The sequence below is a fragment of the Streptomyces sp. NPDC056738 genome (assembly GCF_042790435.1).
GTDB lineage: Bacteria > Actinomycetota > Actinomycetes > Streptomycetales > Streptomycetaceae > Streptomyces.
In genome coordinates, this window is the sequence record NZ_JBHTZF010000007.1 from 128,939 (window position 1) to 144,352 (window position 15,414).

Consider the following 15,414-nt stretch of genomic DNA (forward strand, 5'->3'; position numbering starts at 1 on the left):
CCATCACCCCATGACCATGGGAACAGGCGGGGTGCTCCAGGGGCAAGAACCCGGTTACCTTTGGCAGGAGTTGGGGCGGTTGGGTGGGAGGCGCTGTTGCGAACTCGCAGAAGATATCCGGATGTTCCGACTCCGGACAGCCCGTGGAGTGAGATCGTGCCCGGCCTGTGGATGGGCGGACACGAGTTCGCGGGGCGTTCGGGACAACGGCAATCCGTCGTCGTACACGATGAGTTCGACCTGGTTCTGTCGCTGCTGCGGCAGCCGGGGCACGGGCCCGATCCGGGGGTCGAGCACCATGTGTGGCCGATACCGGACGGACCGTTGGACGGTACGCAGCTCACCGGGGTGATGCGGCTGGCGCGGGCCGCCGACGACGCGCTGGAGGACGGGCGCCGGGTGCTCGTCCGCTGCCTTCAGGGGTACAACCGCTCGGGGCTGGTCGTCGCGCACGCGCTCGTCCTCGCGGGGCACACCGCCGACGACGCGATACGGCTGATCCGGGCCCGGCGCTCGCCCTGGGCGCTGCACAACGAGCTGTTCGTGGAGTACCTGCGGGCCGGACTGCCCACGGCCCGCCTTCTCGAGGAACTCGCCGAGTAGACCGGGCGGCCCCGCCAGGTCGTTCCATGCGTGCGGACAAAAAGGATTTCTGTATGAATAAGGGGTACGGGACGGCCGGTCGTCCCGTGTCGTGCCCGGTCGCCCGGGGTGTGCCCGTGCTCGGCGGTCACCCCTCGGACGGCCTCCGGCCCTTCTCCTTCGCCGGTCTCGTGCGGTAAGCGGCGCGGCAGCGCCCGCGGACGGGGCCGCGCCCGGCCCCGGGAGCCCCGTGACCCACAGCCGCCCCGCGCGAGGGCTCCGCCTCCGGCCCCGGGGAGCAGGTCGTCCGGGCGGGTCCGGCAGGTCCCGGACCCGCCCGCCCGGACGGACGGCTCGTGCTCTCCTGTGCGCCGTCGCCGCCCTCCTGGCGACGGCCGTGGCCGGCTGCGGCGACGCCGGGGCCCTGCACAGCGCCGGCGCGACCCCCACCGCGATCGGCCCGACCCGGCTGTGGCCGCAGCTCCCGCCCGCCGCGACACCCGCGATCGACTACGGCGAGGCCGACACCGAGACGGTCAAGGGCGTCACGGCGCCCGACGACGACATCCACGCCCTGGACCCCGTGACGGTCGTACGCGCCCAGGTCGCGGCCCATCCGGACGAGTACACCGGACCGCACGCGGCGTACGCCGAGACGGCGCGGCTGCTCGACGACTGCGGGAAGCCGGGCGCCCAGGGCCGGAAGTGCCCGGTCCTCCGGGCGTACTACCGCGATCTCACCGGTGACGGGAAGCCCGACATGGTGCTCGGCATCCGCTTCCCGGCCCATCAGCTCGCGGTGCGCGTGTACACGTTCCTCCACCACCGGCTGGTGCAGGTCATGGGCACCGCGGACAGCGTCGTCAGCGTGGAACTCGCGGGTCGCGATGTGATCATCCGCTCGCCCTCGACCCTGCCCGGATACGAGTTCCGTACGGTGTGGTCCTGGGACCCGCACCAGAACGCGATGCTGGCCACCCGCGACGAGATCCTGCGGGTCGGACCGCCGACGCCGACGGGCTCACCCGCCCCGGGCAGGTCCCCCTCCGCCCGCCGGGCCTCCCCCGCGGTCCCGCCGGCACGGTCTCCTTCCCCGAGCCAGGCCTCCCCCACGGCACCCGCGGTCCCACCGGCGCTCTCGCCCGCCGCGAGCGCCCGATGAGGCGGTCGCTGTGAGGCGGTCGCTGCGTCTGCCGCGCTGGACCGGCACCCTCACCTGGAAGGCGGCCGCGTTCATCGCGGTGATGTGCTGCTGCCTCGTCGCCCTCCTCGGAGTCCTCGTGCACGTCTCGGTGACCGACCAGACCGTCGGCGAGGCCCGGGGCCGCGCCCTCGACCGGCTCGCCGACGTCACGACCGCCTACGAGGCGGGCGACCGGCTCCCGCCGGACGCGGGCGTCGACCCACCGGGGCTGCCCGCGCGGCTGCGCGAACTGGCCCAGGACGGCAGGCGCGGCACGATGGTCGGCGAGCACGACACGCACCCCACCATGTGGGCCGCCGGTCCCGCGGGCGGAGGACGCGCGCTGGCCGTCCGGTTCGACTACGCCCAGGGCGCGCACGCCATCGACGCCCTGGACCGGGCGATCGTGTGGTCCTCGGCCCTCGCGATCGGGGTGACGCTGCTGGTCGGGGTGTTCGCGGTGACCCGGGTGACGCGCAGACTGCACGCGACCGCGCGCGTGGCACGGCGGATCAGCGCGGGCGACCTCGACGCGCGCGTCAACGACCCGCGCGCCCAGGATCCGACGCGCCCGCAGGACGAGGTGGCGGCGGTCGCCGGCGCGCTCGACACGATGGCGTCGTCGCTGCAGGGCAAGCTGCTGAGCGAGCAGCGCTTCACGGCGGACGTGGCGCACGAGCTGCGCACTCCCCTGACCGGGCTGCACGCGGCCGCCGAACTGCTCCCGCCGGGGCGGCCGACGGAGCTGGTGCGCGACCGGGTGGCCACCCTGCGCACCCTCACCGAGGACCTGCTGGAGATCTCCCGGCTGGACGCCGGCAGCGAGCGTCTCGAGCTGGACTCGGAACCGCTGGTGCCGCTGGCCGAACGGGTGGTGCGCGCCTCGGGGACCGACACCGCGGTCCGGGTGGTGCGGGGCACGCGGGTGGAGACCGACCGGCGGCGACTGGAGCGGGTGCTCGGGAACCTGGTGGCGAACGCCCACAAGCACGGCAGGGCACCGGTGGTGCTGACCCTGGACGGTCCGGTCGTCACCGTACGGGACCACGGGGACGGCTATCCGGGCTATCTCGTGGAGCACGGCCCGCAGCGCTTCCGTACCGAGGGCGGCGCGACGGGGCACGGGCTCGGTCTGACCATCGCGCTCGGTCAGGCGGAGGTGCTGGGGGCGCGGCTGGAGTTCGCCAACGCCCCGGACGGCGGTGCGGTGGCGACGCTGACGCTCCCTCAGGACGGGCGGCGGGAGCCGGGCGGCCCCGATGGCGGTCTGTGAACTGCGCTCCCCGGCTCCCGCTCCTAATGTGGCGATAAGTCAGCTTCGCCCCCTTCCTGGAGGAGCCCTCCATGTCCCTGCGGTCCACATACACCCGAATCGGTATGGCGCTGGCCGTCGGCAGCCTCGCCCTCGCCGGCGCCACCCCCGCACTCGCCGACAACGACGGCGGCACCGGAAGCAGTGACAACCACCAGTGGAGCGACGGCACCGGCGGTCACCAGTGGAACAACGGTGGCGGGGGCGGAGGCGACGACGGCCGCGAGCAGGGCACCGGTGGCGACGGCGGCGGCCAGTCGTGGAACAACGGCGGGGGCGGTGGCGGTGGCGGCGGCCAGTGGAGCAACGGGGGCGGCGGTGACGGCGGGGGCGGCCAGAGCGGGGACAACGGCGGGGGCGGTGGCGGCACCTGGGACAACGGTGGCGGCGGCAACCAGAACTGGAACAACGGCGGGGGCGGGAACCAGAACTGGAACAACGGTGGCGGGGGCGGGGGTGGCGGGGGCCGCGAACCCGGGAACGGCAACGGCAACGGCAACGGCAACAACCAGAACAACACGCCGCTGTACAAGGGCCGGGTCACCGCCCGCGGCGGGCTGGCCCTGCGCAGCTCCCCGACCCGCGGCAGCCAGCTCATCCGGGTCGCGCGGCAGGGGGAGATCGTCTCCATCTTCTGCAAGACCCCGGGCGAGACCGTCGGCGGCAACCCGCTCTGGTACCTCCTCACGGACGGCACCTGGGCCTGGGGCGCCGCGCGCTACATCGACAACATCGGCCCGGCCCCCCGCTGGTGCTGACACCCGGGGCTCCGCCATCCCGTAACGGGACATCGGGTCGCCCGCTTGCTACGTTCCGGACATGATCCAGCCCGGAATGTCCGGAACGGCCGTAGCGGCGGACCCGGCCCCACCCGCTGAACGCCTGCCCAGGCGCCGTGGCATCGAGCTCGCCCTCATCGTCGTCGCCGTCCTGCTCTGCGTGTACGGCTACTGCGCCGTCGGCCTCGCCAAGCACGGCACCGTCCCGCCCGGCGCCGCCGGTTACGGCGCCGGGCTCGGCGTGCTCGCGCTCCTCGCCCATGTCGCCGTACGCCTGCGGGCCCCGTACGCCGATCCGCTGCTGCTGCCCATCGCCGTCCTCCTCAACGGCCTGGGCCTGGTGCTGATCTACCGGCTCGACCTGGAGACCCCGGACGACCAGGCGGCCCCCATCCAGCTCATCTGGTCGACCCTCGGCGTCGCGTTCTTCATCGTCGTCGTGCTCTGCCTGCGCGACCACCGTGTCCTCCAGCGCTACACCTACGTGTCGGTGGTCGGCGCGCTGGCCCTGCTCGTCCTGCCGATCTTCTTCCCGGCGGTCAACGGCGCCCGCATCTGGATCCGGGTCGCCGGATTCTCCATCCAGCCGGGCGAGTTCGCGAAGGTCCTGCTCGCCGTGTTCTTCGCCGGCTACCTCGCCGCCAACCGCAATGCGCTCGCCTACAGCGGCCGCCAGATCTGGCGGTTCCGGCGGCTCCAACTGCCCACCGGCCGCGTCCTGGGCCCGATCGTGACGATCTGGCTGCTCAGCGTCCTGGTCCTGGTCCTGGAGCGCGACCTCGGCACCTCGCTGCTCTTCTTCGGCCTGTTCGTGATCCTGCTCTACGTCGCCACCGGCCGCACCGGGTGGATCGCGGTCGGGCTGCTGCTCGCCTCCGTCGGGGCGCTCGCCGTCGGCCGCCTCGAACCACACGTGCACAGCCGGGTGGAGGACTGGCTCGACCCCTTCGCCTCGATCACCGCGGGCCACGGAGCCAACCAACTGGCCCAGTCCCTCTTCGCGTTCGCCGCCGGCGGGATGCTCGGCACCGGCCTCGGGCTCGGCCATTCGGTCCTGATCGGGTTCGCCGCCAAGTCCGACTTCATCCTGGCCACCGCGGGCGAGGAACTCGGACTGGCCGGCCTGTCCGCCGTCTTCCTCCTCTACGCCCTCCTCGTCGAACGCGGCTACCGCGCGGGCCTCGCGCTGCGCGACCCCTTCGGCCGGCTCCTCGCGATCGGCCTCGCGTCGATCGTGGCGCTCCAGGTCTTCGTCATCGCGGGAGGCGTGACCGGACTGATCCCGCTGACCGGCATGGCGATGCCGTTCCTCGCACAGGGCGGCTCCTCCGTCGTCACCAACTGGATCATCGTCGCCCTGCTGATCCGGATCAGCGACTGCGCGCGCGGTCAGTACGACGGGACGCCGGCGCCATGACCAAGTACATCCGCCGGGCCATCGGACTGTGCGCCGTGCTGCTCGTGGCCCTCCTGGTCAACGCCGCCCGCGTCCAGGTCGTCCAGGCCCCGTCGTACGACCGCAATCCCGCCAACCGCCGTCCGGCGATCGCCCGTTACGGTCAGCCGCGCGGGGACATCGTCGTCGAGGGCCGCCCGGTCACCGGCTCCAGGGACACCGGTGCGCAGTTCCGCTACGAACGGACCTATCTGGACGGCCCGTTGTACGCCTCCGTCACCGGCTTCGCCTCGCAGCTCTACGGGACCACCCTGCTGGAGGGCACCGAGGACGGCATCCTGTCCGGCAGCGACCCGATGCTCGCCCCGCTCCCCCTGCTGGACGGCCTCACCCGGGCCCGCGGTGCCGGCGGCAGTGTCGTCACCACCCTCGACGCGGCCGCGCAGCGGGCCGCCTACGAGGGGCTCGACGGCCGCCGGGGCGCGGTCGCGGCGATCGAGCCGTCCACCGGCCGGATCCTCGCCCTGGTCTCCACCCCCTCGTACGATCCCGCCCGGCTCTCCGGGACGGGGGCGGCCGCGTCCACGGCCTGGGCGAGGCTGAACGCCCAGGACGACAAGCCGATGCTCAACCGGGCCGTCCGGCAGACATATCCGCCGGGATCGACGTTCAAGGTGCTGACCGCCGCGGCGGCGCTGGACTCCGGGGTCGTCGAGGACGTGGACGCGCCGACCAGGTCACCGAACCCCTACCGGCTCCCCGGCACCACGACGAGGCTCACCAACGAGATCGAGGGCTGTGAGGACGCCTCCCTGCGGTACGCGTTCACCTGGTCCTGCAACACGGTCTTCGCCAAGCTCGGCGTCGACGTCGGGCTCGACGGCATGACGAGGACGGCGGCGAACTTCGGCTTCAACGACCGCAAGCTGCGCATCCCGTTCTCCGTGGTGCCCAGCAACTTCGATCTGCGGCTGGACCAGGCCCAGTTGGGGCTCTCCTCCATCGGCCAGTTCGACACGCGGGCGACGCCGTTGCAGATGGCGATGATCGCCGCGGCCGTCGCGGGCGACGGCTCGGTCAAGACGCCCTACCTGGTGGAGCGGACGACCTCGCGCACCGGCGCGACGCTGACCACGACCGGTCCGCGGACCCTCCACCAGGCGATGAGCGCGTCCACGGCCCAGCGCATGCGGGAGCTGATGACGGACGTGGTGGAGAAGGGCACCGGAACCGTGGCCGCCATTCCCGGTGCCACCGTCGGCGGCAAGACCGGCACCGCCCAGCACGGCATCGGCAACTCCGGCACCCCGTACGCGTGGTTCATCTCCTGGGCCCGCGCCGACGGCTCCCCGGAGCCCGCCGTGGCCGTCGCCGTGGTCGTCGAGGACGCGGCGGCGAACCGCGGGGACATCACGGGGGGCGGGTTCGCGGGGCCGATCGCGCGGGGGGTGATGGAGGCGGTGCTGGGAAGTTGAGGGTGTCCGCGCCGGACGGTGGGACCACTCCATGAGACAGGGGGTGTGGCCACCCGGTCGGCCCGCCTGGCGTTCGGCCGTGTTCCCGCCCTCGGCGATCACTGACTGATCATCGACCTGACGGCCTAACAGGACAGGGGAGGTTCGAGCGGAGGGAGTGCGCCGGGTCAGGCGCTTCCGGGCACCGCCTCCCTGCGGCTCAGCCAGTCGGCGGCGATCGTGTCGACACCGGTGCGGGCCGCCACGATCCCGCCGGTGATGGCGCACGTCGTGTCGACGTCGCCGAAGCCCTCGGCCGCGCTCCAGAGCGCTGCCGTCAGGTCGTCGGGATGACGGGCGGCGCACCAGATCGAGAAGGGAACGGTGTCGTCGGCCCGCACCCGCTGACCGCTGCCCAGGATGTCCGACGCCTTCCACGGAGCGGTGGAGAAGGAGAGGTCCGCCGCCCTTTCGAGGCCGTCCCGGACAGCGCTCCGCGGGGTCGCCGCCGCGACGGCCGCGAGGCCCTGCTCGCCCCGGGCGGACAACGCGGCCGCCGTCGCCACCGCGACCGCGCCCGCGATGCCCTCCGGGTGCGCGTGCGTCACCTCGGCCGACAGCGCGGCCTGCTCCGCCACGTCCGGCAGGCTCGCCTGGAACCACGCTCCCAGCGGAGCGACGCGCATCGCCGCGCCGTTGCCGAGACTCCCCTCGCCGCCGAACAGACCGCGCGCCGTCTCAGGCCACCTGTGCGGCTCCTGGACCAGCCTCGGCAGGAGTTCGCACATGCCGCGGCCGTAGCCGCGGGCCGGGTCCGCTTCGAAGGCGAGCGCGAACGCCTGGGCCAGCTCGGTCTGCCGGATCTCGCCGTACTCGTCGAGGACCCGCATGATGCCGAGGGCCATCGCCGTGTCGTCGGTCCAGTGCCAGGTGGGCTCCTGCGGGGTCTGCCGGGCCTGGATCTCCTCGTGGGCCTGGAGCCGGTCCCGGAAGAGGGGGAACCAGCGCTCCCCGAAGGCGTCGCCGAGGGCCAGGCCTTCGAGGCTGCGTCGGGCGGCTGGGCGGTTCGGGGTGATCGACGGGGTCATGAGGGGATCATCCCGCGTCGGAGGTGGGCGGGGGGAGGCCAATTCGAGCGGATCCCGGGTCCGGCGGGGTGGGAGGCAGGGGGCGGCTGTTCGTCGCTCCCCGGCGCCGTCAAGCGCGGCCCTCGTCGATCGTCGTTCCTATCTCCGCGATGCGGGCCCGTTCCTCGGTCGCGAAGCGTTCCGCGTCCAGTTGTTCGGCCAGTTCCTCGTCCTGTGCCATCAGGAGGTCGAGGTTGGAGTTGCCCATCTCGAAGACGCCCATGTCCACGTAGGCCCGCTGGAGGCGTTCGCCCCACAGGCCGATGTCCTTGACGCACGGAACGATGCGGCTGAAGAGCAACTGGCGGAAGAGGTGCAGGAATTCGGAGTTCTCGCTGAACTCCTCGGCCTCCGCCTTGGGGATCCCGAAGTTCTCCAGGACCTCGACCCCGCGCAGCCGGTCCCGCATCAGGTAGCAGCCCTCGATCACGAACTCCTCGCGTTCGCGGAGCTCGGCGTCGGAGAGCTGCCGGTAGTAGTCGCGCAGGGCCATGCGGCCGAAGGCGACATGGCGTGCCTCGTCCTGCATCACGTAGGACAGGATCTGCTTCGGCAGCGGCTTGTCGGTGGTGTCCCTGATCATCCCGAAGGCGGCCAGCGCCAGGCCCTCGATCAGGACCTGCATGCCCAGGTAGGGCATGTCCCATCGCGCGTCGCGGAGTGTGTCGCCGAGGAGGGCCTGGAGGTTGTCGTTGATCGGGTAGAGCATCCCGATCTTCTCGTGCAGGAAGCGGGAGTAGACCTCCGCGTGCCGGGCCTCGTCCATGGTCTGCGTGGCCGAGTAGAACTTGGCGTCGAGGTCGGGGACCGATTCCACGATCCGCGCGGCGCAGACCATCGCTCCCTGTTCGCCGTGCAGGAACTGGCTGAACTGCCACGACGCGTAGTGCTTGCGCAGTTCACCCTTGTCGCGGTCGGTCATCTTCGCCCAGTACGGCGTGCCGTACAGGGTCAGCGCCTCGTCCGGGGTGCCGAGCGGGTCCTCGGGGTCGACCTCCAGACTCCAGTCGATGCGTTTCTGGCCGTCCCACTGCTTGTCCTTGCCCTTCTGGTAGAGGGCGAGCAGCCGGTCACGACCGTCGTCGTACTCCCAGTTGAAGCGGGCCGCCCCCGAGGCCGGTATCTGCCAGAGGGGATCTCCCGAGTCCGCGGCGTACAGCTCATGCGTCGGCATACCTCGCAGGCTCACACGGAGTAGACGCGTCGTCAACAAGTCCGGCACAGGGGATTGACGAGCTTACTGACAAGCAGTCTCATAAGTTGTGACCGCCGGTAACTTCTGAAGTGATCCCGTACGACGAGGTGGGAACAGCCATGACGACGGTGCCCGAAGCCGATGTGCTCCGTGACGCGCTCGGTCTGCTCAAGGACCGGGAGCAGGTGGCCGAGCGCCTCCTCGACTCCTCCGCCAAGCACTCCTTCGACCCCGACAAGGAGCTCGACTGGGACGCGCCCTTCGAGGAGGGCAAGTGGTTCTGGCCGCCCGAGCTGGTGTCGCTGTACGACACGCCGCTGTGGCGCACGATGGGCGAGGAGCAGCGGATCGCGCTGTCCCAGCACGAGGCGGCCGCGCTGGCCTCGCTGGGCATCTGGTTCGAGATCATCCTGATGCAGTTGCTGGTGCGGCACATCTACGACAAGGCGGCGACGAGCGCGCACGTCCGGTACGCGCTGACGGAGATCGAGGACGAGTGCCGGCACTCGAAGATGTTCGCGCGGCTGATCACGCGCGGGGGCACGCCGCACTACCCGGTGAGCCGGGCGCATCTGAATCTGGGGCGGCTGTTCAAGACCATCTCGACGACTCCGGGGTCGTTCACGGCGACGCTGCTCGGTGAGGAGATCCTCGACTGGATGCAGCGGCTGACGTTCCCGGACGAGCGGGTGCAGACCCTCGTCCGGGGGGTCACGCGGATCCATGTGGTGGAAGAGGCTCGGCATGTCCGGTACGCGCGGGAGGAGTTGCGGCGGCAGATGCTGACCGCTCCGCGGTGGTCGCAGGAGTTCACCCGGGTCACCTCGGGTGAGTTCGCGCGCGTGTTCTCCGTGGCGTTCGTCAATCCCGAGGTCTACACGAACGTCGGGCTCGACAGGCGGGAGGCCGTGGCGCAGGTGAAGGCCAGTGGGCATCGGCGGGACGTGATGCAGACCGGGGCCCGGAAGCTGACCGACTTCCTGGACGAGATCGGGGTCCTGCGCGGGGCCGGTCGGCGGTTGTGGAAGTCGTCGGGGCTGTTGGCCTGAGGGGGCGGTCACGGTCCTGTGGGTCCTGCTGATTCCGGGCGCTCCGGGATCGGCTGGGGCTTCGCGGCGGGGCCGGACCGTGCTGGGGCTTCACGGCAGGGCCGGCCGTGCTGGGGCTTCGCGGCGGGGCCGTGCTCGGCTGGGGCTTCGTCGCGGGGCCCGGTCCGGGGAGGGGCGCCGGGGCCGTCGTGGGGGCGGGGCCGCGCCGGTACATCCGCCCGCATCCGAACGGATCCCAGCGGGGTTGAACGGTGAGAGTTGATTCTGATCCGTCCGGCCTGCGGGCATTTGATGTACCGGCACGTCCCCTCGCGTCGTACGGCGGCCGCGGGCGCGTGGGGGCGGGGCGCGGCCGTCACAACGGCCTGGGGTTCGGTTTCCGCTGCACGGGGGGCTGTGCCGGTGTGCGGTTACGCTGCCCGACATGACCTCGCAGGCTTCCACCCCCGCTTACCGTCGGCTCAGTGTCGAGGAACGGCGCAGTCAGTTGCTCGAGGCCGCGCTGTCCCTCTTCGCCCAGCGCGTGCCCGAGGACGTGTCGCTGGACGATGTGGCGGAGGCCGCGGGGGTGTCGCGGCCGCTGGTGTACCGGTACTTCCCGGGCGGCAAGCAGCAGTTGTACGAGGCTGCCCTGCGGTCCGCCGCGGAGGAGCTGGAGCAGTGCTTCGCGGAGCCCGCCGAGGGGCCGCTGACCGAGCGGCTCTCCAGGGCCCTCGACCGGTACCTCGCGTTCGTGGATCAGCACGACGCGGGGTTCAGCGCCCTGCTGCAGGGCGGCAGCGTCATCGAGACCTCGCGGACAACGGCCATAGTCGACGGGGTCCGCCGGGCGGCGGCGGAGCACATCCTCGATCATCTGGCGGTGAAGGATCCCGGGCCCCGGCTGCGGATGACCGTACGGATGTGGATCACGGCCGTGGAGGCCGCCTCGCTGATCTGGCTCGATGAGGACAAGGAACCGCCGCTGGACGAGTTGCGAGACTGGCTCGTCGAGCAGTTCACGGCGGCGCTCGCGGCGAGCGCGGGGAGCGATCCGCAGACCGCGGCGGTGGTCCGGGCCGCGCTCGTGATGGAGCGCCCCGACGGCATCGCGGGGGCGCTCGTCCGCCGGGTGCTGCCCGTTGTCGAGAATGCGGCCCACCTGCTGTGACACTGGTCCGGTGAAGAGCGAAGACACCCCCTTTGTCGGCGGCCCGCTGGACGGGCGCGTCCTGCCGGTCCTGCTCGGGATCACCGGTCACCCGCCGAAGACGTACCGCGTCCCGGTCCCCGGCGCCGACGGCGGTCCGTCCACCGTGGTCGTCTACCGGCGCGTCCAGGCGGCTGCGAGCAAGCGGCTCGGGCTGCATCAGGGGTGGAAGTACGAGTACGACCCCGAGGGCGACGTCCCGGGACGCCGGTTCAAGCTGCCCTGGTCCCCGGGCACCGGCAAGGGCGGCGGTGGCGGCGCCACGCCGGGCGGCAACGCCGACGAGTGAGGTTCTTGGGCCGAAGCGCCCTCCCGGCGGGCGCCCGGGGTGCGGTGGTCCGATCCTGCCGGTGCGAGACGGGTGGTGGACGGACCACCCCGGCACCGGAGGTGATGGCGTGTCAGGAAGGCTTCTGCGTCTGGTCTGCACGGGGGCCGTGGCGGTCGGGGCACTGCTCCCCTCCACGCCCGCAGGTGCCGCGCCCGAGCCCGACTCCGGTGCCCAGCGGTCCGTGACCTCGCTGCTGACGGATCTTCAGAACCTCTACCGGGACGCCGAACGTGCCACCGAGACGTACAACGGCACCGCCGAGAAACTGAAGAAGCAGCGCGCCGAGGTCGCGAGGCTCGACGCCCGCCTCGCCCGGGCCCGGCTGTCGCTGGAGGACAGCCGGACCGCCGCCGGACGGCTGGCCCGGCAGCAGTACCAGAGCGGCGACGAGATCTCCCCGTACGTACGACTGCTGCTGGCCCGGGATCCGCAGCACGCACTCGACCAGGGGCACCTGATCGGGCAGTTGTCGCTGGAGCGCGCCCAGACCGTGCGGCGGGTCGCCGGCGGCGAGCGGCGGACCGACGGGCTCGCGCGGGCGGCCCGCAAGGCACTGGACGGGCAGCTCTCCCTCGCCGCGCGGCAGAAGAAGGAGCGGGACGAGGTGCGCGAGCGGCTCGACGACGTGGAACGGCTGCTCGCCTCGCTGACCGCGGAACAGATCGCCGAGATGGGCCGGGTGGAGAAGTCGGGGACCGACGCGGCCCAGAAGAAGATCATGGCGTCCGGCTCCCTCAGCAGTGTCCGTCCGCCCACGCCGGAGGGCGAGGAGGCACTGCGGTACGCCGTCGAGCAGATCGGCAAGCCGTACGAATGGGGTGCGGAGGGACCGAAAGCCTATGACTGCTCGGGGCTGACGTCACAGGCCTGGGAGCGGGCCGGCCGGCCCATCCCCCGCACCAGCCAGGAGCAGTGGGCCGAGCTTCCGCACATCCCGCTGGACAAGCTGCGTCCGGGCGATCTGGTGGTCTACTTCCCCGAGGCCACGCACGTCGCCCTGTACCTGGGCGACGGGATGGTGGTGCAGGCCCCGCGGCCCGGGGCGAGGATCAAGGTGTCGCCCATCGCGGCCAACCCCCTGCTGGGCGCCGTACGCCCGGACCCGGACGGGGAGCCCCTGCGGCGGTTCACGCCGCCGGAGCTCCCCGAGGGTGCCACGGACGGATCCGACGAGGGCTTCGCCTCCGGCGCACCGACGCCGGAAGGGAGCTAGCCGAGGCCGAAAAGCCCGCTCCGGTTCCCCGTCTTCGGCGTGATGTCCCCGACGATGCCGTGATCTTGAGACGGCACGGCGGCGGAGGTAGCGTACTGACGTTGCGATCTCAACTGCCCTCTGACCAAGGCAGGTTGGGATCGACGGACGCTTCAGCGATCCGAATGCCACGAACGCAAAACGGGGTTGAATGTGAAGTCTCTTCGTACATCCGCATGGCTCGCCACGGCCGTCGCACTCCTGACCGCGGGAGCCGTCGTCGCCCCGGCCGCGTCAGCCGGCGCAGCCGAACTGAAGCCCGCGACATCGGGCATGGCCGTCATCGACCTCAACGCGTCTTCCCGCGCTGCGGGCGGCGAGACGCACACCAAGGACGTCGGTGGTGGCTCCTGGACCTACGGCTGGGAGCTGACGAGCGGCGGGAAGCGCTGCTTCTCCTCGTACTTCCACGGCTCGAAGATGCACCACGCGACGGCGCGCATAGCCAACGGCGACAACAAGGCCTACGCCTTCGCCGGGCAGACGGCCAAGGCCAGCAGGACGGCCGGCGCCGCCTACACCTGCAGCGCGTACTGGAGCCTCGACGAATAGATTCTGCGGCCGCACCGCATCAGTCAGCCGCCTGGTTACCGAAAAGGACTTCGTGGAACGCCGTGATCTCTTCACGCTCCTTCGTGCTGGCACCCGCCGCCGCGCTCCTGGCCGGTGCGGCTCTCGGAGTCCTCACCCGCGCTCTGGAGACGGACGCCTCCACGGCTGGCCGGGGCATCTACCTCGTCCTGAACGAGGCCTGGCCCTGGTCGGCCCTGGCCTTCCTCGCCGGCCTCGCCGTCGCGTCGCGGGCCGCGTCCGCCGTCGTGGCCGCCGTGTCCCTTGCGGCGGCCGTCGCCGCCTACTACGTGGTCCATTCGGACACCACGTGGTCCGGGGCCCTGTCGGCGACGCTCGCCTGGGGTGCGGTCGCCCTGGTGGTCGGGCCCGTCCTGGGACTCATGGGCAACCTGGCGCGCAGCCCGGGACTTCCCGGCCTGCCCTTCCGGCTGGTGATCCCGGCGCTGGCCGTCGTCGAGACGACGGCGCGGCTGCGTGCCGAGGTCTCTCTGCAGGGGCCGGTCGGCGAGACGGCGTGGACGATCACCCGCTTCGCGGCCGTCGCCGTCTGCCTCGCGCTGGCCGCACACGCGGTAGTGATCAACCGCCGGCATGGCAGCAGGAGCTGAGGGCTCCGTCTCCGGCCCGCGTACGGAGACGGGAGGGGCCCCGGCCGTCGGCCGGGGCCCCTCCCGTCGATCGTCGCCGAGGCCGCTCACATCGGTCCGGCCGAGGTCAGGCCCCGGTGACCGAGGCCAGGTAGGCGTTCGTCTTCTCGGGGTCGAAGAAGAAGTTCTCGAAGTCGGCCGGGTCGTTGAAGCCGTTCGCGAAGCGGTCGGCCACGGGCTGGAGTTGGCCCGCCGCGCCGATCAGGTTCAGCACGTGCTCCGGCGGGACGCCCAGCATGGCGTTGGTCCACTTGGTGACGTGCTGCGCGGTGTCCCAGTAGCGGTCGAACGTCGCCTGCATCCACTCCTCGTCGAAGGGCTTGTCGCCCTGCTCGACGATCGAGGCGAGGTAGGCGGCGGCGCACTTGGAGGCCGAGTTGGAGCCCTGACCGGTGATCGGGTCGTTGGCCACGACGACGTCGGCGACACCGAGGACCAGTCCGCCGCCGGGGAGACGGCCGATCGGGTTGCGGACCGTGGGGGCGTAGCGCCCGGACAACGTGGCGCCCGCGTCGGTCAGTTCGACGTTGGTGGCGCGCGCGTACTCCCAGGGCGTGAACCGCTCCATGAGTTCCAGGGTCAGCGAGAGGTGCTCGGCCGGGTCCTTGACGCCGTTGAAGACGTCCAGCGGACCGCCGGGGATGCCCTCCCAGAACAGGATGTCGGCGCGTCCCGACGTGGTGAGGGTCGGCATGATGAAGAGCTCGCCGACGCCGGGGACCAGGTTGCAGCGGACCGCGTCGTAGTCCGGGTGCTCCGGGCGCGGGCCCAGGCCGTGCACGTACGACACCGCGAGGGCGCGCTGCGGCTCGGTGTACGGGGAACGGTCGGCGTCACGGCCGAACATCGAGACGAGTTCGCCCTTGCCCGCCGAGACCAGCACCAGGTCGTAGGCGCGGGAGAAGTAGTCGAGGTCGGAGACCGCGGCGCCGTGGATGACCAACTGGCCGCCGCGCTGCGCGAACGTCTCCATCCAGCCGGCCATCTTGACCCGCTGGTCGACCGACTGCGCGTAGCCGTCGAGCTTGCCGACCCAGTCGATGGCCCGCTGCGAGGGGCCCGGGTCGAACGAGCCGGGGACCGCGACGGAGACCCCGAGTCCTTCGATCTTCGGCGCCTGGGACTCCCAGAAGTTGAGCTGAAGATCGCGCTCGTGCTGGAGCGCCGTGTCGAACATGCACTGCGTCGACATGACCCGGCCGGAACGGATCTCGTCCGCCGTCCGGTTCGACATCAGGGTGACCTCGTACCCCTGCGACTGGAGTCCGAGGGCGAGCTGGAGGCCGGACTGGCCGGCCCCCACGACGAGTATCTTCCGCATGCGGGGTGCTTCTCCTAGGAGTCG

At 71.8% G+C, this 15,414-nt stretch carries 15 protein-coding genes; 12 read left to right on the plus strand and 3 right to left on the minus strand.

The features are described 5' to 3' along the window. Positions 1 to 96 precede the first annotated feature (96 nt). From ACFRIC_RS19930 to ACFRIC_RS19955, 6 genes are all read left to right on the plus strand, one after another. The gene (locus ACFRIC_RS19930) at positions 97 to 603 is read left to right on the plus strand and encodes a dual specificity protein phosphatase family protein (protein ID WP_382787423.1); all 507 of its coding nucleotides are present in this window, start codon (positions 97 to 99) and stop codon (positions 601 to 603) included. Between the two features lie 376 nt (positions 604 to 979). Continuing rightward, positions 980 to 1,744, plus strand: a complete 765-nt coding sequence (locus tag ACFRIC_RS19935) for a hypothetical protein (RefSeq protein WP_382787425.1) — start codon at positions 980 to 982, stop codon at positions 1,742 to 1,744. An 82-nt stretch (positions 1,745 to 1,826) separates the two neighbouring features. Continuing rightward, the gene (locus ACFRIC_RS19940) at positions 1,827 to 3,038 is read left to right on the plus strand and encodes an ATP-binding protein (RefSeq protein WP_382788038.1); all 1,212 of its coding nucleotides are present in this window, start codon (positions 1,827 to 1,829) and stop codon (positions 3,036 to 3,038) included. Between the two features lie 71 nt (positions 3,039 to 3,109). Beyond that, complete coding sequence (locus tag ACFRIC_RS19945; protein WP_382787427.1) at positions 3,110 to 3,835, plus strand: SH3 domain-containing protein; 726 nt, start codon at positions 3,110 to 3,112, stop codon at positions 3,833 to 3,835. A gap of 61 nt (positions 3,836 to 3,896) precedes the next feature. After that, complete coding sequence (locus ACFRIC_RS19950) at positions 3,897 to 5,273, plus strand: FtsW/RodA/SpoVE family cell cycle protein (RefSeq protein WP_382787429.1); 1,377 nt, start codon at positions 3,897 to 3,899, stop codon at positions 5,271 to 5,273. Next, positions 5,270 to 6,727 (plus strand): penicillin-binding transpeptidase domain-containing protein, encoded by a 1,458-nt coding sequence (locus ACFRIC_RS19955; protein WP_382787431.1) that lies wholly within the window; start codon positions 5,270 to 5,272, stop codon positions 6,725 to 6,727. Before ACFRIC_RS19950 ends, ACFRIC_RS19955 begins: the two co-directional genes overlap by 4 nt. Positions 6,728 to 6,894: 167 nt before the next feature. On the opposite strand, the gene ACFRIC_RS19960 is transcribed toward ACFRIC_RS19955, so the two are convergent. Beyond that, positions 6,895 to 7,794 carry an ADP-ribosylglycohydrolase family protein gene (locus ACFRIC_RS19960; protein ID WP_382787433.1) on the minus strand — a complete coding sequence of 300 codons (900 nt, stop codon included), beginning with the start codon at positions 7,792 to 7,794 and terminating at the stop codon, positions 6,895 to 6,897. A gap of 109 nt (positions 7,795 to 7,903) precedes the next feature. Next, entirely contained in the window at positions 7,904 to 9,007 is a 1,104-nt protein-coding gene (locus ACFRIC_RS19965; protein WP_382787435.1) for a ferritin-like domain-containing protein, read from the minus strand. A gap of 140 nt (positions 9,008 to 9,147) precedes the next feature. Between ACFRIC_RS19965 and ACFRIC_RS19970 the strand changes: the two genes are divergently transcribed. The 6 genes from ACFRIC_RS19970 (at position 9,148) to ACFRIC_RS19995 (ending at position 14,030) form a co-directional block, all read left to right on the plus strand. After that, positions 9,148 to 10,077, plus strand: a complete 930-nt coding sequence (locus tag ACFRIC_RS19970) for a diiron oxygenase (protein WP_382787437.1) — start codon at positions 9,148 to 9,150, stop codon at positions 10,075 to 10,077. 424 nt (positions 10,078 to 10,501) lie between these two features. After that, positions 10,502 to 11,227, plus strand: a complete 726-nt coding sequence (locus tag ACFRIC_RS19975) for a TetR/AcrR family transcriptional regulator (protein ID WP_382787439.1) — start codon at positions 10,502 to 10,504, stop codon at positions 11,225 to 11,227. Next, on the plus strand, positions 11,208 to 11,555 hold the full coding sequence (locus ACFRIC_RS19980; RefSeq protein ID WP_382787441.1) for a hypothetical protein: 348 nt from the start codon (positions 11,208 to 11,210) through the stop codon (positions 11,553 to 11,555). Before ACFRIC_RS19975 ends, ACFRIC_RS19980 begins: the two co-directional genes overlap by 20 nt. Before the next feature lie 109 nt (positions 11,556 to 11,664). After that, complete coding sequence (locus tag ACFRIC_RS19985; protein WP_382787443.1) at positions 11,665 to 12,810, plus strand: NlpC/P60 family protein; 1,146 nt, start codon at positions 11,665 to 11,667, stop codon at positions 12,808 to 12,810. A 192-nt stretch (positions 12,811 to 13,002) separates the two neighbouring features. Then, on the plus strand, positions 13,003 to 13,401 hold the full coding sequence (locus ACFRIC_RS19990; RefSeq protein ID WP_382787445.1) for a lactococcin 972 family bacteriocin: 399 nt from the start codon (positions 13,003 to 13,005) through the stop codon (positions 13,399 to 13,401). 62 nt (positions 13,402 to 13,463) lie between these two features. Beyond that, complete coding sequence (locus ACFRIC_RS19995; RefSeq protein WP_382787447.1) at positions 13,464 to 14,030, plus strand: DUF6518 family protein; 567 nt, start codon at positions 13,464 to 13,466, stop codon at positions 14,028 to 14,030. Positions 14,031 to 14,136: 106 nt separating this feature from the next. On the opposite strand, the gene ACFRIC_RS20000 is transcribed toward ACFRIC_RS19995, so the two are convergent. Then, entirely contained in the window at positions 14,137 to 15,390 is a 1,254-nt protein-coding gene (locus ACFRIC_RS20000) for a styrene monooxygenase/indole monooxygenase family protein (protein WP_382787449.1), read from the minus strand. Between the last annotated feature and the right edge of the window lie 24 nt (positions 15,391 to 15,414).